Annotated in this window: 21 protein-coding genes; 12 read left to right on the forward strand and 9 right to left on the reverse strand. The window is 34.8% G+C overall.

The features are described 5' to 3' along the window. Positions 1-409: 409 nt before the first annotated feature. The 7 genes from CELAL_RS08450 (at position 410) to CELAL_RS08485 (ending at position 6,385) form a co-directional block, all read left to right on the forward strand. A protein-coding gene (locus tag CELAL_RS08450) for an IS3 family transposase (protein ID WP_085951517.1) occupies positions 410-1,539 on the forward strand; the annotation gives its coding sequence in 2 pieces (ribosomal slippage) (positions 410-671 and positions 671-1,539; 1,131 coding nt in all). Positions 1,540-1,598: 59 nt separating this feature from the next. After that, positions 1,599-2,264, forward strand: a complete 666-nt coding sequence (locus CELAL_RS08455; RefSeq protein WP_013550486.1) for a hypothetical protein — start codon at positions 1,599-1,601, stop codon at positions 2,262-2,264. 158 nt (positions 2,265-2,422) lie between these two features. Then, positions 2,423-3,028, forward strand: coding sequence for a hypothetical protein (locus CELAL_RS08460; protein ID WP_013550487.1), 606 nt, complete (start codon positions 2,423-2,425; stop codon positions 3,026-3,028). A gap of 213 nt (positions 3,029-3,241) precedes the next feature. After that, positions 3,242-3,691, forward strand: a complete 450-nt coding sequence (locus CELAL_RS08465; protein ID WP_041557658.1) for a hypothetical protein — start codon at positions 3,242-3,244, stop codon at positions 3,689-3,691. Positions 3,692-3,908: 217 nt separating this feature from the next. Then, on the forward strand, positions 3,909-4,901 hold the full coding sequence (locus CELAL_RS08470; RefSeq protein ID WP_013550489.1) for a hypothetical protein: 993 nt from the start codon (positions 3,909-3,911) through the stop codon (positions 4,899-4,901). A gap of 289 nt (positions 4,902-5,190) precedes the next feature. Beyond that, entirely contained in the window at positions 5,191-5,556 is a 366-nt protein-coding gene (locus CELAL_RS08480) for a hypothetical protein (RefSeq protein WP_013550490.1), read from the forward strand. A 142-nt stretch (positions 5,557-5,698) separates the two neighbouring features. After that, complete coding sequence (locus tag CELAL_RS08485) at positions 5,699-6,385, forward strand: GNAT family N-acetyltransferase (protein ID WP_013550491.1); 687 nt, start codon at positions 5,699-5,701, stop codon at positions 6,383-6,385. A gap of 43 nt (positions 6,386-6,428) precedes the next feature. Here the strand turns inward: CELAL_RS08485 and ablB are convergent, their stop codons facing one another. From ablB to CELAL_RS08510, 5 genes are read right to left on the reverse strand one after another with little or no spacing between them, the layout of a single operon-like run. Continuing rightward, positions 6,429-7,271, reverse strand: coding sequence for a putative beta-lysine N-acetyltransferase (gene ablB, locus CELAL_RS08490; RefSeq protein WP_013550492.1), 843 nt, complete (start codon positions 7,269-7,271; stop codon positions 6,429-6,431). A gap of 29 nt (positions 7,272-7,300) precedes the next feature. Then, positions 7,301-8,500: a glutamate-5-semialdehyde dehydrogenase gene (locus tag CELAL_RS08495; protein WP_013550493.1), complete on the reverse strand. Its 1,200-nt coding sequence runs from the start codon at positions 8,498-8,500 to the stop codon at positions 7,301-7,303. Between the two features lies 1 nt (position 8,501). Next, entirely contained in the window at positions 8,502-9,290 is a 789-nt protein-coding gene (gene proB, locus CELAL_RS08500) for a glutamate 5-kinase (RefSeq protein ID WP_013550494.1), read from the reverse strand. Then, on the reverse strand, positions 9,283-10,098 hold the full coding sequence (proC, locus tag CELAL_RS08505; RefSeq protein WP_013550495.1) for a pyrroline-5-carboxylate reductase: 816 nt from the start codon (positions 10,096-10,098) through the stop codon (positions 9,283-9,285). The genes proB and proC overlap by 8 nt, the downstream gene beginning before the upstream one ends. A 40-nt stretch (positions 10,099-10,138) precedes the next feature. After that, a complete protein-coding gene (locus CELAL_RS08510) occupies positions 10,139-10,330 on the reverse strand; it encodes a hypothetical protein (RefSeq protein ID WP_013550496.1) in 192 nt (63 codons plus the stop codon). Positions 10,331-10,595: 265 nt separating this feature from the next. Between CELAL_RS08510 and CELAL_RS08515 the strand changes: the two genes are divergently transcribed. The 4 genes from CELAL_RS08515 (at position 10,596) to CELAL_RS08530 (ending at position 14,354) form a co-directional block, all read left to right on the forward strand. Next, the gene (locus tag CELAL_RS08515; protein WP_013550497.1) at positions 10,596-11,372 is read left to right on the forward strand and encodes an enoyl-CoA hydratase/isomerase family protein; all 777 of its coding nucleotides are present in this window, start codon (positions 10,596-10,598) and stop codon (positions 11,370-11,372) included. Positions 11,373-11,407: 35 nt separating this feature from the next. Further along, positions 11,408-12,958: a hypothetical protein gene (locus CELAL_RS08520; protein ID WP_013550498.1), complete on the forward strand. Its 1,551-nt coding sequence runs from the start codon at positions 11,408-11,410 to the stop codon at positions 12,956-12,958. Between the two features lie 44 nt (positions 12,959-13,002). Beyond that, positions 13,003-13,569 carry a radical SAM family protein gene (locus CELAL_RS08525; RefSeq protein ID WP_013550499.1) on the forward strand — a complete coding sequence of 189 codons (567 nt, stop codon included), beginning with the start codon at positions 13,003-13,005 and terminating at the stop codon, positions 13,567-13,569. Between the two features lie 77 nt (positions 13,570-13,646). Then, on the forward strand, positions 13,647-14,354 hold the full coding sequence (locus tag CELAL_RS08530) for a DsbA family oxidoreductase (RefSeq protein ID WP_013550500.1): 708 nt from the start codon (positions 13,647-13,649) through the stop codon (positions 14,352-14,354). A 61-nt stretch (positions 14,355-14,415) separates the two neighbouring features. On the opposite strand, the gene CELAL_RS08535 is transcribed toward CELAL_RS08530, so the two are convergent. The 4 genes from CELAL_RS08535 to CELAL_RS08550 all read right to left on the reverse strand — a co-directional run bounded on the left by CELAL_RS08535 (position 14,416) and on the right by CELAL_RS08550 (position 17,869). After that, positions 14,416-15,840, reverse strand: a complete 1,425-nt coding sequence (locus CELAL_RS08535; RefSeq protein ID WP_041558047.1) for a Gfo/Idh/MocA family protein — start codon at positions 15,838-15,840, stop codon at positions 14,416-14,418. Between the two features lie 125 nt (positions 15,841-15,965). Continuing rightward, entirely contained in the window at positions 15,966-16,631 is a 666-nt protein-coding gene (locus CELAL_RS08540) for an HD domain-containing protein (protein WP_013550502.1), read from the reverse strand. Next, complete coding sequence (locus CELAL_RS08545) at positions 16,632-17,363, reverse strand: lysophospholipid acyltransferase family protein (RefSeq protein WP_013550503.1); 732 nt, start codon at positions 17,361-17,363, stop codon at positions 16,632-16,634. A 95-nt stretch (positions 17,364-17,458) separates the two neighbouring features. Continuing rightward, positions 17,459-17,869, reverse strand: coding sequence for a BrxA/BrxB family bacilliredoxin (locus tag CELAL_RS08550; protein ID WP_013550504.1), 411 nt, complete (start codon positions 17,867-17,869; stop codon positions 17,459-17,461). A 135-nt stretch (positions 17,870-18,004) separates the two neighbouring features. On the opposite strand from CELAL_RS08550, the gene CELAL_RS08555 reads away from it, so the two are divergent. Continuing rightward, a complete protein-coding gene (locus tag CELAL_RS08555; protein WP_013550505.1) occupies positions 18,005-18,685 on the forward strand; it encodes a tellurite resistance TerB family protein in 681 nt (226 codons plus the stop codon).

Raw genomic sequence — 18,685 nt, forward strand, 5'->3', positions numbered from 1 at the left:
TGAGGTAAAAAACAAGCAAATTCTTCCTTAATCTGAAACAATACGATTCTAAGCTCAGAGATTTTAAAACAAGATTCTTTATGCTTTTTTTATTTAATTTATTCCTCTACTAACTAAAGCATCTCTCTTATGGCCTTACTGCTATAATTAGAATATGTCTCATCACTTATTCACTAGGCTACGAGCGCAACGCTCGCACAAACAAAATGTTTTTAATCATCGAGTTTGGCTAGGATATTCTAGACCAAGAAATTACACAGAACAGTTATTTGCAAATAATTAATAGAAAATATAACGCATTAGTAGTATCTTAGGTACTTGATACGGATATACGCAATACGTATAACTGTAAGCTTCCCTTAAAACCGAACTGTTTAAAAGTAGAATAAATATCTTAAATTTAAACAGTATGAGAAAGAGTAAATTTTCACCCACACAGATTGCAAAGATTTTAAAAGAATTTGACAATGGTAAAAGTGTCGAGCATATTAGCCGTGAACACGGCGTTAGTTCAGCTAGTTTTTATAAATGGCGTTCTAAGTATGCGGGCATGAATTCCAAGGAACTCAAACGTCTTAAAGAACTTGAAGATGAGAACCGTAAACTCAAACAAATGTATGCTACTTTGGCACTTGACTACCAGATGGCAAAGGAGATTATTGAAAAAAAGCTCTAAAGCCTTGCTTAAAACGTGGTATATCGCGAGAACTTATTCATTACGGCATCAACAGGGCGTGCCGTGTATTAACTATGAGTAAGAGTGTTTATTATTATACACCTTTACCAAAAGACGATACAGAGATAGAAGCGGCATTGCAGCAAAAAGCCAAAGAACATTCAGAAGAAGGTTTTTGGAAGGCTTATGACCGTTTACGTTATGAAGGAAGATTATGGAACCACAAACGGGTTTACCGAGTATACAAAGCTCTTGGGTTATCATTAAGAAGAAAAAGAAAGAAACGCTTACCATCAAGAGTAAAAGAACCCTTAGAGGTTCCAAACGAAATTAATCATACTTGGAGCATGGATTTTGTAACTGATGTCTTGGAAAACAAAAGACGCTTCAGATCATTTAATGTCATCGATGATTTTAATCGAGAAGTACTTCATATAGAAGTTGATTTTTCATTGCCTAGCAATCGCATTGTTTGGGTACTCAACCATCTGATCAATAAAAAAGGAAAACCAAAGAAGATTCGAATGGACAACGGTCCAGAATTTATAGCTCATTTAACCAACGATTGGAGTCAGATGCATGACATAGAGTTCAAGTATATCCAACCCGGAAAACCAACTCAGAATGCATTTGTGGAAAGATTCAACGGGAGTTATCGCAGAGGAGTGCTCAATAAGTATATATTTGAGGATATAGACCAAGTAAGAGAGCAAACACAAATCTGGATGAACGATTACAATCATCACAGGCCACATGATGCACTAGGTAAAATTCCGCCAATAAAATATGCGAAACTTAATTCTTCTGGGGCTAGCCCCAGAAGAATTAAAAACAATAACTTTACGGAAGTATTAGAAAATTAGGCAGTTCTAATTAGGGGAAGCCTACATAACCAATTGTTACCACACATTTGAGAAAACCAATGATTGAGGAATTAATTAAACGAACAAACACCACAGAATTCTATCAAAGTGGAAGATTACATTTGACTGACTTAAAAGGTCAAGTTGGACATTTTAATACTATGGAATTTAATTTCATTCTTGACGAACAAGACCTTTATGGGAAAATAATTAATGTTGAGCATTGGAAACTGATTTCTCATCAGACAATTGACTTTAACGGAATTTACGCTGATTTATATCTTCCTTATATAAAATTAAAAATTCTGACTGACCATCCACTACTTTGGACTTTTACAAAACCTAAATTGGAATGCGAACTGAAAAACTTTCCTAAAAACCCGAGTGAATTTATTGGAGATTTATTTTTTGAGTACGAAAAACTGACTGGAAATTGGATTCCTGTTCACAAAAATTTCTGGAGTCTTAACGAAAGCTATTACAAAACAAAAGGAAAAACAAATATTGGAATTCAAGAACCTTTAAAAGAACCAATTGAACGAATTTGTAAAAAACACGGAATTGAATTTAAAGTCGAAAACGTACAAGATGGACGCGATAAAGGTTACGCAAATAGACCAAATGCAAAGCTTCTGATTTTTGGAAACGAAGATGTTAGTCCAAACGATTTTAGTTTAGGTCAACCATATATAATTGCGGATGAATTTATTGCAAACCGAAAATAAAAACGTGTGGTAACACCGTGTATATTTAATTGCTAGGTTCCTGTCTTTTCGGAAAATCTTTGCAGATTTTCTATTCCGTTTTTATTTACTAAATTAGTTGTTTACACACGCAACTAAGCATACACAAACACGTTACAGGGCATTTTAAAAAGACGACAATGAAACAGATATTTTACATATTGATGTTGACGCTTCTGACCATAACAAACAGTTTCGGACAGACCGTATCTGACAGCATTTATAAAAGTTGGTGGACAAATAAGGACAATTCCATTTTTCAGTCAGTTAACAGCGGACGGTTTTCTGGGACAACGAACGGGTATTTGCAGCTAAAAAACGGCAAGAACACTCTTGTTCTTGACTTTCAAACGAGCAAGACTACATTGAATGTCCTTCACGACCCTGAAGAAATGTATGATAAAAGCACAAAAAAATATTCTACTCAGACAACAAGCGGTAAGACAACTTTAACGTATGAAATTTATGCACTTGCAAATATTTTAACTATTAATTTAAACGGCTTGACATATCGCATTGGGACTATTGATGGTGCTTCTGACACACCAGTTTTCGGACTTACATTTAATTACTGCTCAGACAAAACAACGGAGTTCTTAACTCTATTTGTGACAAAACCTTTAGAACTAACAACAACGAGAGAATTAATGAAACAGAAAAATATTAATTATACAGAAGCACAAAAATTGGCGAAGACAATAACACTACTTCCTGGTTCGACAATTATTTTAACATTAAATAAATGACGACAGAAGAAAGAAAAACGCCCTATAACAGCACCTACCCAAAAGACGGGGTCTCGTGTTCCAAAAAGAGTTTTGCGGTTAATGGAAGTGTAGTTTTTTAAATCAAGTTTTGTGATAGAAGTCCCGCCCTTCGGATAGTTGCAAACCGTTATAGCCAATAAATGAAATATGAAGCCAAGGTTAAGATTTATATTCGATTATGGATGTAATCCATTGTGGTCAGCAGACGATATTACCAATGAAAAGTTTGGATATCATATTGATGACTTGTCCAAACTTGGTTTGTCTAATAAAACTATAAAATTAGCCGAACACTGTTCTGACATGTTTTATAATTATTTGAATCCAGTATATCAAGGCTTTCCTTCATTTTGGTCAGGCAGAATGTATGCGTTTTTCCAATTCAGTATAAAACGACTTTTTGACCAAATAGGAAATGAAATTGGTATGGAATATGAAATTCAAAATGAAGAATTAGACCGATTCAATGAGATTATCGATAGTAATAAAATTGATTCTGATTTATCTTCATTTGTTAGTAACCCTGTAGATTTTGCTTTAAAGAACGGAGTTAATTTTCGTTCGGAAGAAGAACTAAAAAGGGAGATTAGGAATACATATAAAGAATGGGAAGAAAAAGAATATAAATATTACTCAACTTAAAAAGGCTATAATACGGTTTGTTGCAACTTGGGCATTCTGTTATTTAAGAAAGTTTAGTGCTATTTACCAAGACAGCCAAATCGTTGATTTGGTATTAAAAGAGAAAAATTAAAACAAAATAGGCGACTTGGCTCGGAGCTAACTTGAAAGTTTATTGCTTTCTATAGCTCTACTTGCCATGGACTAGCCTTTGCGTGTCATTAAAACTAATCTAAATTTGAAAAAAGCACTCATAGTAATATTATTAGCGATTTTAAGTTGTAAGACTGATAAAAATAATGTTGCTCAAAAAGAAATTGAGACTGAAATTGTTTCTAAAAAATCTATTGAAGAAATTAAATATGTTATTGCAAAATCAGGATTAATTTATCGTGACAAAGCAAAAGGAAAACCGCTAGGGAAATTTGAATTAAACAGCAAACTGAATGTAATAGAACATACTGCTATTTTTCAGGAAATCAAAGACAAAGACAAAATAGTAAAAGGCGAATGGGTTGGTGTAAAATTAGATAAGAACAGAGTAGTTTATGTTTTTGACGGATTTCTTTCTACAACTAAACAAGAATATTCTAATCAAATAAAAAAATATTTAGAAAACGGTATTTGGGTTTTGAAAGAATTTAAGAATAGTCTTTATAAAGACAATGATTGGAGTGATGTTACATTATCAAATTATGATTTTGTAAATATAATTTTCAAAGATGAAAGAATCGTAATATGGTCACCTTACGACACGGAGGAATATAGTTGTAGTTTAAACGATAAACTAATTGCATATTACTATGAACCTTTTGACAAAAGAACAGATACTATATTTGAAATTTCAAAAATAACCGCTTCATCATTAACTATTAAAATTAAAAATAAAAAATATGACTATTTTAAAGTCTCAAGAGAGATTACAGAAAATGATTTATATAATGTTGTTCAAGAAGGCTCTGATAATGTTCTAAATGAATGGTTTTCTGGAATTTATATTTTTAAAGATAATGACGGAAAATCTGAAATAAAATTTAACTCTGACAGTAAAAGCATATATATGCTATATCCATTCTCAGGTAGATTTTTAGCAATTGATTTAGGTGGTTATACGTATAAGATACATAGAAAAGAAGTAAATACTTATCATTTAGAAAGAGTATATTATAGTCCAGACGCTGATGGTTATGTTTTTACTGAAGAAAAATCAACCTTAACAAAGGTTAAATAATGCCACACAACACTGGTAACCATAGCACAACTCCATAACTTCTAAAATTGTAACCTGCATAACTGCTTTTAAGGCGGTTTCTCTTTTTAAATGGGTGAGTACTTTAGTTTTTTTTGTTACGCTTAAATACCATCCTTTAAAAGGGTTATAGCCTCTTTTCCTGAAGAACAAGTAATACAGATTAAAGTTATTTGGGCTACAGGCTTTTAAGTTAGTTTAAAACCCGATAGAGCAAGCACTGATTTCATCGTTTCGTAATTTTAAGCATTAAGAATTAAAATAGAATCAGATGATTACAGAAAATAAAAATCAGCATAAAGATAGACCTTACGGTGGCCTAGACAATACAGTGCAGCAAAACCATAGTTTAGCTCAAGAATTAGAGGACAAGGAACCTATCAATAATTTAGAGGAAGATGTGGCGCATCCTGTTAATAATGGAGGAGTAGAAGCTTCAATCCTAGATTTGGATTTAGAAGAACAATGGCTAGCAGTACGCGATGAGTATTTGGCGCATTATCCAGAGGTATTGGAAGCCGAAACCCAATATGAAAAAGGGAGTTTCAATACCATAATAGAAAACTTAGCAAAGCGAAGACAACGTACGCCAAAAGAAATCCATACAGAAATTAGGGATTGGAATGCGAAGAAATAATGCGCTCTCTTGTGGGAGTCCGCCAGCGTAATTACCGCAGTAAAATTTTGATAAGGTATTCATGCTTTTAAGAGAAGTATAGGTATAGACAGACCAAAGTATTTTCTGCTATACCTATATTTGTTTCTTATTTATTCTTATCATGAGTCACTTTAAAGAAACACTGAAGAATCCTGTATGGTTTGCGCTTAACGAAGCGCATGAGAAATTTTCAGTTACGTATAACGGAGCCAAGTTTTATGATCCAGAAATTTGTCCGTTTGGAGCTTTCGTAGATCCATCTACTATTCAGTTGGCCTTAGAAGCCTATGCGAAAACTTGTGAAAGCTTCTTTCTAGTGACCAATAAGGATCTCCCTCCCTATACCAGTAAACACTTTGTTTTAGATCGTAAAATTGAAGGCTGCCAAATGGTACTCAGTTCCTTAATTGAAACGCCAATTACTGAGAATATAGTGCGACTTACCCATCATGATATAGCCGATATCTATAATTTAGTATGGCTTGTGATGCCTGGGTATTATCGCCGGAGAACTTTTGAAATGGGAGAGTATTACGGAATATTCAAAGAGGGTAAATTAGTATCTGTTACAGGGCAACGCATGCAGACTAATGATTTTATTGAGATTAGTGCAGTAGTTACACACCCAGATTACGGGCGTAAAGGGCTGGCCAAGCAATTAGTCTACCATGTCACCCAACAAATCTTAAAGGCTAACAAGAAGCCCATTTTACATACTACAAAAGGGAATGCGGCGATACCCTTATATGAAAGACTAGGATATCAGTTAACTCGTGATATGAATTGGTGGCATTTTCATTGTAAATAAATCTAGCCTAGTAGACTTAAAATGAGTGGTTCATTAACCTAAATTAATTAGAGTACCATACATTCATACTTTCTAAACTATTTCTTATTACCGTGTTGTTGTATAGCGTTCCTCCAAAATGAAAGCCGTGTTTGCTAAAAGTAATGTTTAGGCCATAGGAGGTTGCTCTTACCAAAGAATAAATTGTCTTATAGCTTGCTTTATCACTCTTTTTTTTAATTTCTTGGAGAAGGTAATATGATAAGTTTTGTCCATTGTAATCAGGATGTGTAGCAAAATCTACAATCTCAATATTCAATTCTTTTTTATGAATATGAAGGATAGAGGAAACAATAAGTTCCTCTTTCTTAAAAAGACCGTAGAATTCATGATTTTGTTCTGCTAGCTCTAAAAGATAAGCTTCCTCATGGATAGGAAGTGAGTGTGACATAAATGCTTTTTTATGTAAAGTGGCCAATGTAGAAAAATCGGTTGTCGTGAGCTTCCGGACTTCAAAATTAGTAGGTAAACTCATGTAACCCTCTTCAGAAGAACTTTTGGCAGCCTGTGCAATAGCTTTTACGGACGCAATTGTCTTTAGCGCTTGTTTATCATTTTGGCAGCGATTTTCATTCAGGTATTCCGCTAAAAAGTACCCTGTGGTAATACCATTGTATAAACCTGGTATTTTTGCTTCAATATGAAATCCATTAGACTCAAAAATCTCAATTGCTTGTTCTGGAACTTTGCTTATAATTTTATCATACTTTTTTTCATGAGCAATATCCTTCATTTTTGGGATGAGTGAATCCCAATTGTTTTTGGTGGACTGGGTTAAATATAAACGGCTATGCGTTTTTCCATGACGTAATACAGCTCCTTCTATCTTTTCAATGGTATCGAACATTTTTAGTTTATATGGTTTTAATGATGCTTTTATTCCCGGATTTGACCGTCTCCAAAGAAATAATACTTATTGGTAACCAGTTCATTTAGTCCTAATGGGCCTCTATGGTGTAATTTATCGGTACTTATTGCTAGTTCTGCGCCAACACCCATTTGTCCGCCATCCGTAAAACGCGTAGACGCATTTTGATATACAGCAGCACAATCTACTTGCTCCATAAAAACCTGAGCTTTGCTAGGGTCCGTTGTCATTATGCTAGCAGAATGACCGCCAGAATTTTTATTGATTTTATGAATAGCTTCATCGACGGAATTTACAGCGCCAATACAGCACTTCATAGCTAAAAATTCTTCTTTCCAGACTTCTTCATTGGGTATTGGTGTGGCATCCTTTAAAACCTTTCTTATATCGGTATCTGCAAGTATAGAAACACCATTATTTTCTAAAATGTTTGCTAAATTCTTTAGTTTTTCTTGATAATCATCAATCGCGGTACTGATGAGAATTTTATCAAGGGCATTACAAGCAGATATTTTATCGGTTTTAGCATTTAAAATTACTTTAATGCTTTGTTCCCAATTTGCATTTTCATCAACAAACAAAAAATTATTACCCCGGCCACTTACCAATACCGCACATTTTGCATGCTCTTTTACAAAGGCAATTAATTTTTCTCCGCCTCTTGGAACAATTAAATCAAGTTTCTCAGTAGGATTTTTCAGAAATGCTTGAGTCTCCTCTCTATTCATTACCAATAACTGAATGTAGTCTGTTGGTAAATCATTTTCTATTAAAGCTTGATGCCAGAAATCAACAAGAATCTTATTGCTATAGAGGGCTTCTTTTCCTCCTTTTAATAAAATTTTATTATTCGCTTTAAAAGCAAGAACTGCCGCTTCTACAGTAACATCAGGTCGTGATTCATAAATAATCATGATGGTACCGAAAGGAGCTGTTTTATTGATAATTGTTAAACCATTATCCAATTCCTTTTTTGATATTTCTTTGTGAACGGGATCATTTTGAGATTTAACTTTAGTGACCGCCAGAATCATTTCATCAATCTTTTTATCAGTTAACACCAATCGATCATACATGGCTTGATCTTCTTTAGTAAATAATTCAAGATCTTTTTTGTTAGCATTAAGTAACTCCTTTCGATTCTCATTTAAAATTTGAATCATGGAACTTAATACATTGTTTTTAATTTCTGTTGGTATCAACTTCATACTAAACTTCTATTTCTTTTTTAAGGGCAACTCGTGTACCCACTTTTTTTCCGTCGATAATATCTATAATGGTATGGTCTTTTTTTCCGTTGGCAATAAACGTAGGGATGTTATTTGCGGCGGACTGTTGTGCATATTCTAATTTAGAACCCATGCCACCACGCCCCTCGGCTTCTCCTTTGGTGTTGTCTTGAATGTATTTGTTTAGATTTTCATCCGGACTTACGTGATCAACAAGGGAACTGCTTTTTTCGTCTGGATGACCGCTATAAAGCCCATCAATATCAGTTAAAATAATGAGTTTATCTGCCTTAACTAATTGCGCGATAAGACTAGCAAGCTCATCGTTATCAGAGAACATAGACATGGTTAGCGATACTGCATCATCTTCATTAGCAATAGGGATAACACCTTCCGCAAGTAATCCTTCATAACAATTTATCATGTTTTGACGGTGTTCACCAGGACTAAAATCTCTTTTGGTAGGTAAAACCTGTGCACATTTCATACCATAATCACGAAATATATTATAGTACAAACGCATCATTCTAGGCTGCCCAATAGCCGAGTAAACCTGTCTTTTTTGTGTTTTATCTTCGATACTAGATTTACCTAAGACCTCCATTCCAGCAATTACAGACCCAGAAGAAACCAAAATAGTAATGATTCCCCTTTCATATAATTGTGCAATTTGTTTCACCAATTTCTTGAGTACAGGCCTTACAATTCTATTATCTTTATTCGTCATCACATTAGTTCCGACTTTTATGACAATCTTTTGTTTATACATGTTGTTTTTCTTTTCCAAGTTCAACGGCTCGGTCAAAAGCAGCAAAAGCAGCCTCTTTAATTAATTCTCCTACATTATTGTCTTCCATAGAATTTAATGCGGCGCGTGTAGTACCTCCTTTACTTGCCACTTTTTCCATCCATGAATTTGGAGACAAGGTATTTTGATTGAACAGTTCTATAGCTCCTGTAAATGTTTGTGCAACTAATACCTTAGAAACATTTGGCGAAAACCCCATTTGCAATGCGGCTTCCATCATACTCTGCATAAAATAAAATACATACGCAGGACCACTACCAGAAATTCCGGTAGAGGCATCTATGAAATTCTCGTCTTTAACTAAAATAGATTTACCAGTGGTGTCTAATAAACTTTCTATGGCGAGTAATTCTATTCTAGAAACTTCAGGAGACGCAACATACGAGGTAAGTCCTTTGCCAACTTGTGCTGGTAAATTAGGCATTGCGCGTATTATTTTAGTTAAGCCTGTGGTGTCTTTGATAGTTTTAATGGTAATACCAGCCATTATGGAAATCAAGAGCTGATCTCCGGTTACTAATTTATTTATTTTTCTAAATAAATCTTCTGCATGATAGGGTTTTACAGCGATAAAAATAATATCTGCCTGTGGTACACAGTCTTCTAAATTACGATAGGCATCAAAATCTGACATTTGATCTACTTCATCTAGTTTTTCTTCAGAAGTGTCAAGAACCATAATGTTCTCCTTTTTTAAGAGTTTAGATTTTGACATGCCTTTTGCGTAGGTAAGACCCATGTTTCCGGCTCCTATTACAAGTACTTTCATTCTTTATTTTTTATGTGGATTGATGGATACTATAATGTTATTAAATAAAGAGCATGCAGTCTTCACAGCTTTTTACCTCACCATAATAGGTCTCTCTATATTTGTGTAAGGTCTTTACGGGAAAGCCTAAAAAGTACTTTTTAATATAGGTTACTTTAGTTTGTAAACTCCCCATTTTTGTAGTGTGTCTTTGTTCTGTTTTTGTTTCTCTTTTAATGTGTATTAACTTCATAAAATTGTAATGATTAAGGGTAGAGTATAGCATAAACTAAGAGGATTCCTAAAATAGAATGTTAAGATTTTGTTAGTGCTTCTGTAGTGGTTACGCGAGGCTTTTTAGCAGCTTACATAAATTTACAATACGTAGGTATGGCATATATATTAGTGTTGTTAGTTGCCTTTTAACCACGACTCACATCTATTACAGAATTGTCGCTTTAAATTTGCATCATATGCGCTATAGCAACTATCTTTAAATAGATTTTAAAATAACACCTATGAAATTTGATAATATACTGGTAAATCATCAGGAAGATATAGCGACGGTGACTATTAACCGTCCGAATAAATTAAACGCCCTAAACCGTGATACTATTCAAGAATTGCATGATGCATTTAAAGCGTTAAATAAAGACAAGAACGTTAAGGTAATTATTGTAACGGGTAGTGGCGAAAAGGCATTCGTAGCTGGTGCAGATATTGCAGAATTTTCTGATTTTTCTGAAAAGGAAGGTGCTAAGCTCTCGGCAAAAGGTCAAAAATTATTGTTTGACTATGTAGAGAATTTAGCAACCCCTGTGATTGCTGCTGTAAATGGTTTTGCATTGGGTGGCGGATTAGAACTTGCAATGGCTTGCCATTTTAGAGTGGCTAGTGATAATGCTAAAATGGGACTTCCAGAAGTATCTCTTGGAGTTATTCCTGGTTATGGAGGTACGCAACGTTTACCGCAATTGGTAGGAAAAGGGCGTGCTAATGAAATGATTATGACTGCAGGAATGATAGATGCCCAAAAGGCACTTGCTTATGGTTTGGTAAATTATGTGGTCACACCAGAAGAATTATTGCCACTTTGTAACAAGCTAGCAGGTAAGATAACGAATAACTCGTCTGTTGCGATCGCTTATGCAATAAAAGCAGTAAATGCTGGTTTTAGTACTGATACCGATGGCTTCGAGAAAGAAATAAAAGCTTTTGGAGAATGTTTTGGAACCGATGATTTTAAAGAAGGAACTACAGCATTTTTAGAAAAACGGAAAGCAAATTTTGAGTAAAAAGCCGCGTATCAAATAACTTAATTATATATAGTATGCCTACTAAGAATATATTTTTATTGCTCTTTTTTGCTTTCTTTAGTTTTCTGAATGCTCAAGAAATGCCTGTTAAATACACCTTCGGGGAAAAGTACCACGACCGGTACAAGTACTCTAACTTATTAACTATTGCCCCAGATGGTAATGGTGGTAGTATTTTGGTGCGTTCTTATTATACAGGAATAATTTTAAAACCAAGAGGTTATTTTATAGAGCATTACAATGCCAATTTAGAGCTTGTTTCAGATTTTAATTATAAACTTAAAGATGTAAGTTATGTAGATGCATTTGTGAAAAATGGGCAGGTTTATCTGTTGTTTCTAGATTATAATTACGGGAAGAAGACCTATGATTATGTGATTCATCAGAGTTCGTACGATAACTTTAATTTTAAAATTCAGAAAATTCTAGAGATCGAATCAGATCCTGTAGAAGAGCCTTTAGATCGTAATTATTACAATAGAAATTTTGGTTCAGGTTTTACAACAACGGTTCTTTTTGATAAAGGAAAATCGGCTTTTGCAATTAGCGCCCATCATAAGAAAGGAAAAGATAATAAGCATAATATTTATGTATTTAATACCGATTTGAAGGAGTTGATGCATTATGATTTTTCTAATGAAATAGAAGAGAAAAACTATGCCTTTGAAAATTTAGTAATTTCAAAAGATAAGCAAGAAGTATATCTAACAGCCAAAGCGTATTTTAAAAAGAAACGTTTTGCAGCAAACGAACGTAAGTTTCAATATGAATTATTGCAGGTAACTAATGAGGGCGGTAAAATTCAGAATTTTGCAGATCCAGGAAAGTTTCCAGAAGCATTAACGCCATTGCTTGTGGCCGATAAAGTGGTGTGTGTAGGTTTTTATTCTAATAGAAGAGACAACCGCTATAACGGAATCGCGTATTTCGATATCAATCCTGCTACCATGGAAATCAGTACCAATAAATACCATGAGTTTTCAGAACAATTTATGTTAGATAAATTTGGTAGAGATGAAGATAAAGACATTAAAAACTTAGTATTTAAAGGTGTTGAAGTAACTAAAGAGAATGATATTTTGTTTAATGCAGAAGAGTATTTTGTAACCTCTAGCATACAAAGAGATCCTACAGGTTCTAGTGTTAAAATTAGCAGGTACCATTATAATGATATTGTCAGTGTAAAATTGGCAGCAGATGGTGCTATGTTATGGGCTAGAAACATCAATAAGACCGAAGTAACCCAAGGAGATGCAGCATACACTTCCTATTGTTCGTATACGAAAGACGGAGATACTTTTTTCTTTATAAGTACCGCTAGTGAAAATCCACAATTATTAAGTGATGAGCGTATCATGTTTAAGCAAGGTTTGGGAAGAAACAGAAATATCTTTCTGATAAAATTAGATGCCGCAGGTAAAATGAGTTACGAAAAAGTAATTGATAACCAAGAAGCGCGTTTGCCTCTTATGGTCTCTATGCCATTGATTAACGAAGCGCAAGAAAATGTATTGTTCTATGCCAAACGAGGTACAAAGAAGCAGTTGGTTAAGGTTAATTTCTAAAACGAATAACCATGGCTTATTTTAACAACAATTAAAATTATATATTGGATTTATTCTATAATTTTTGGGATAAATCCAATTCATTGAGCCCAAAAAACTACATCACAGGCAGAGGTGCTCAGCACAATAACACCAACAAATTTTCTGAGTTCACGTATGAAACACGTGATGATTTCCTCGAATTTTGCCGCATAGAAGGGGAGGACGCAGATAAAAATAAAACGCAATACCTTCCAATTTTCCCTAAATCAATAATAAATAAGATGACCAGTCCTGATATTGGTATGGAATACAGCATGAATCCCTATCAAGGGTGTGAACATGGCTGTATCTATTGCTATGCGCGTAATACGCATGAATTTTGGGGGTTAGCGCAGCGCTTGATTTTGAACAGGGCGGCGAAAGTGCTACATCAAATTAAGGAATGTCACGGTGGGACTTTAAATGATAGTCGTTTTGGAATACGCAGTAAAGGAGATGGGGTTATAGCAACTCAAATTCATGATCTAATGCGTTTAGCGAAAAGAACCTATTTTAAGAATAGCGAGAGGCAATCATTACATACAAGTTTGCACAAATTACATAAAGTCGGGCAGTTAAAATTATTTTAAGATAAAATTGGCATGAGGCCATAGAAAGGTTTTAAAGTTCTTCACGTCCAATACAATAGCACTAAAAAATAAGGGAAATGGAAATAAATATATGGTCAGATATTAGATGTCCTTTTTGCTATATCGGCAAAAGAAAATTTGAAGCCGCTTTGGTAAATTTTCCACATAAAGATCAAATTACAGTAAACTGGAAATGTTTTGAACTAGATCCTAGTATAGAAACGAAGCCAGAAGTAGATTATACCGAATATTTTATGGAGCACAAGAATGTAGATCAAGAGGGTGCTTCCGGTATGTTTAATCATGTAACGGCTATGGCTCGTGAGGTAGGGCTAGCTTTTAATATAAAAGATGGTGTCATTGCTAATTCTTTAAATGCACATAGATTGTTGCATTATGCTAAAAAAGAAGGGTATGCAGAGACTACAAAAGAAGCCTTGTTAAAAGCGCAGCTTGTAGACGCAGAAAATATAGACGATAAGGAACACCTTATTGTTTTGGCAAAAGCTATTGGAATGAATGGTGATGCGGTTAGGGAAATGCTTAATTCTGAGGACTACACCTATGAAGTGAGACAGGATGAACTGGAGGCTAGAAATCTAGGGATTAATGGAGTACCGTTTTTTGTTTTAGATCATAAATACGGTATTTCAGGAGCACAACCTACAGAGGTTTTTGCTGAGGCTTTAGACCAAGCATGGAAAAAACACAATGAAGAGAAACTTACCATTTTGCCTGTTGGTGAAACTGGTGGTTCTTGTGATGTAGAAGGTAATTGTTGTTAAGTGTTTTTTATGTTTAGGTGAAAAAGGCTTGGAGTAAACTCCAAGCCTTTTTTTTATGCTATTATTTTAACTCCCAACCTTTACGATACGTCCCTTTAACCCATTCATTGGCTTTTTCATAATTAGTGACCCGCATGTTTTCTCCATCCCATAAGATTTTACGCCTTCCAGGATAAGCAAATGGTTCCCAATCTCCAATTTTTTTACCGGGAATTAATTCTTTGTATTGGTAAGCTTTAATGGCTAAGTTACCCATTAGAACAGCTTCTGTTAAGGGTCCTGATTTTGAAAAATCTGATGAGGTGGGTGTGCCTTCTATACATCCATTAACAAAATTCATCGCATGGCCTGCAGTATCACCTTCAATTCTACTTAGTGTTGGTTTTGGTGGATTAAACATACCCATAGTTTCAGACGGTAATAACCTAGCATTTCTAGAATAGGTATCTGTTACCAAAATTCCTTTAGTACCATAAAAAATGCTTCCGCCTCCATTGTCACCAATAGTTTCCCCAGTTTTTAATTCGTCTGGTAGGTCTGGCTTTAGTCCGCCATCATACCAATTCAATGCAATATCACCGTGGGCTTCTGTGTTAAACTTTAAGCGCACAATAGAAGATGCGGGGCAAGACTGGTGGTAATCTGCTTCTATAAAATCGCCTACCCAATTGGTGGTACAACTGGCTTCTGCTTCTGTGGGGTAGCCTAGGCCTAAGGTGCTAAATGGGGTTTCCATAATATGACAGCCCATATCTCCTAAAGCTCCCGTGCCAAAATCCCACCAACCGCGCCATTTGAAAGGCAAGTATCCGGAATAAAAAGGTCTGTCTGCGGCAGGTCCTAACCATAAATCCCAATCTAATTCTTTGGGAATGGGGTCTCCACCTTTTGGGAGCGGAATTCCTTGCGGCCAAACAGGTCTGTTGGTCCAACAATCTACTTTTTGTATTTTGCCAATAAAACCAGAATCTATCCATTCTTTTGCTTGTCTACTGCCATCACTAGAGGCTCCTTGGTTGCCCATTTGAGTAACAATCCCGTTTTCCTTAGCAATTTTGGTCATCAAACGCGCTTCATGAATATTGTGTGTTAATGGCTTTTCTACATAAGCATGCTTTTTTGCACGCATAAAAGGTAAGGCTATTGTAGCATGGGTATGATCTGGTGTGGCTACCATGATCGCATCAATATCATTTAGATGTTTGTCATAAACAGTTCTAAAATCTTTATATAATTTTGCTTTCGGATGTAGTTTTTGGCTGTCTTTAACTTGGCGGTAATCTACATCGGCATAAGCAACGAATTTTACTTTTTTAGTATTGGTAAGGTCGTTAATTACTCCACCACCTCGACCTCCAATTCCAAAACCAGCCATGTAAAGGGTATCACTTGGGGGAACGTGATTCTTGCCTAAAACAAAACTAGGTACAATAGAAAATACAGCCGAGGCTGCAGCTGCATTTTTAATAAATTTTCTTCTTTGCATCATAAGTTAGTTTGAGTATGAGTATTAAAAATACACGATATTTTACTAATTATGCAATTTGTAAATGCGAGATATAGATAAAAATTAGATTTTAGGTCTATTTTTTAATAAGATTGTATTTGAGCTTAAAGCGATTGTGGATTCCATTCATGCGAAAATTGCGCTAAATAGTCTAGCATAAATTGATGCCGTTGTTCCGCTAGGATCTTCCCATTTTTAGTGTTCATCTTATCCTTTAAAAGCAATAATTTTTCGTAAAAATGATTTATGGTAGGCGCGCTAGATTTTTTATACGCTTCTTTGGTCATATGTAAATTAGGTGCAATATCAGGATTGTAGAGTTCTCTGTTTTTAAAACCACCATAATTAAACGCACGTGCTATACCAATGGCTCCAATAGCATCTAAACGATCTGCGTCTTGAATAATGTCTAATTCTTTTGAGGTGAATTTTGCGCCTCCTACTTCTAAGGTCTTTTTAAAGGAGATATTATCAATGATCAGGACAACATGCTCAATAATTTTTTTATCAACCTTTAAAGAATTTAAAAATTCCTGCGCAAGCTTAGGACCCACTGTTTCATCGCCATCATGAAATTTTGCATCGGCTATATCATGGAGTAAAGCACCAAGACTTACTACAAGAGTATCTATATCTTTTTCGTCTTTAGCAATTAATAAGGAGGTTCTAAATACGCGCTGAATATGAAACCAGTCATGACCGCCTTCTGCTCCTTGCAAAGTTTCTTTTACAAAGGCTATTGTTTCTTCTATGATAGTGGTGTTGGTCATTTAAATATGTACTCCAGTAGTTATTACTTTTTCTATTTGTGCTGTTAACGTATCAAGGTCACCTGTATTTTCTATAGGTTGATGTACATCTAAAGTAATATGACTTCCTAATCCATTAGGAAATTTTCCATACCGAAGCGTTTTCCATGAGTTGTTAATGCTAATGGGAACAATTAAGGCGGAAGGTGCATTCTTTATCAATAATTTTAAACCTGTAGTTTGGAAAGGCTTAGGATGCCCTGTTCGGCTTCTTGTTCCTTCAGGAAAAATTATAGCACTTCTATGATGTTCTTCAATGTACTTACCTAATTTTATAATCTGACTTAGTGCCTGCTTGCTATCTTTTCTGTCGATTAAAACAGAACCACCATGAACAAGATTATAGGATACACTAGGGATTCCTTTTCCGAGCTCTATTTTGCTCACAAATTTTGGGTGGTTTTTTCGCAGATACCAAATTAAAGGCGGAATATCGAGCATACTTTGGTGATTTGCTACAATTATCAAAGGTCTATCTGTAGGTAAGGTATAAGGGTTTTTAAAACGATAGGTTGTTCCTATGATAAGTGAACATCGCATTAAAGATAAGTTAAGCAGGCTCACGACTCTTTTAAGACCTGAATAGCCAAAAAGGTTGTGTGCTAGCCACTGTAGAGGGTGAAAAACTAAAAGTGTTAACCCAAAACAAACCAGGTATAATGCACTAAGCGGATATGCGATAATTTTTTGCATGGTACAAAAATAAAAAACCGCTCTATATAGAACGGTTTTTAAAATAAAAATTTTATTTTTTCATTTAAAACGCACGAATGTACTAGGTTTTAAAATTAACAGAATTCGTCGTAAGCAGCCATTAAATTGTCTGCAATAACTTCTGCTGGTCTACCTTCAATGTGGTGACGCTCAATCATATGAACCAATTCTCCGTTTTTAAACAAAGCCATACTTGGCGATGAAGGAGGAAATGGTACCATTAAGCTTCTAGCTTTATCAACAGCGTCAAAATCTACACCAGCAAAAACAGTAACAATATGATCTGGTTTTTTGCCGTTGGTTAAACTAAATTTTGCTGCTGGTCTTGCATTTGCTGCGGCACAGCCACAAACAGAATTTACAACTACTAGTGTTGTTCCTTCTGCATTAACAGCTTTTTCTACTGCTTCAGCGGTATGTAATTCTTCAAACCCAGCAGATGCTAGGTCTTCTCTCATCGGTTTTACTAATTCTGCAGGATACATAGTCTTTTTTTTTAATCTATTTATATAAGTTATCAAAGATAACTAATTTGTCGTAGTTCCTCTCTACTCCTTAACTTTTCATTAGAGCATTTTTTGTAATTGAAAATTATATCTTTGGCCTAAATTTTTTAAAGCATGAAATGGATTTTACTTATCGTTATATTTTATATCCTCCAAAAAGTATTTAGTAAAGCAAAAAAATCAAATTTTTCGCAAAACGCTAAATCTGTAAGTCCGGAAGATTTTGAATTAAATTTACTTTCGCTCTGCTCTATTGTTATTAAGGCAGATGGGAAAGTGAGCCAGAGTGAGATGGAATATGTACAACGTTATTTTGTGGCTACGTATGGCAAGGATAAAGCCAATGCTATATTTAGAACTTTTAATGATGTTATAAAAAAGAGAGAAGTATCTGCGCAACGTATTTGTGATTATATGAATCAACGCACGCGGGTAGAGGTGCGTTTACAGCTTATTCACTTCTTATTTGCAATAGCGCAAGCAGATGGTTCTGTTAGCGGTGCAGAAATAAATAAAATACAGGAGATTGCAGGCTATCTAAGAATTGGACACAATGAATTTGAAAGCATTAAAGCCATGTTCATTAAATCTGCAGATAATGCATATAAAATCTTAGAGATAGAAAAATCTGCTACAGATGATGAGGTTAAAAAAGCCTATAGAACAATGGCTAAAAAATACCATCCAGATCGTGTTATTACAGATAATGAAGCGATTAAGAAAGGCGCAGAGGAAAAATTTAAAGAAGTGCAAATCGCTTATGAAACCATCCAAAAAGAACGCGGGGTAAATTAA

The sequence above is a fragment of the Cellulophaga algicola DSM 14237 genome (assembly GCF_000186265.1).
GTDB classification, from domain to species: domain Bacteria; phylum Bacteroidota; class Bacteroidia; order Flavobacteriales; family Flavobacteriaceae; genus Cellulophaga; species Cellulophaga algicola.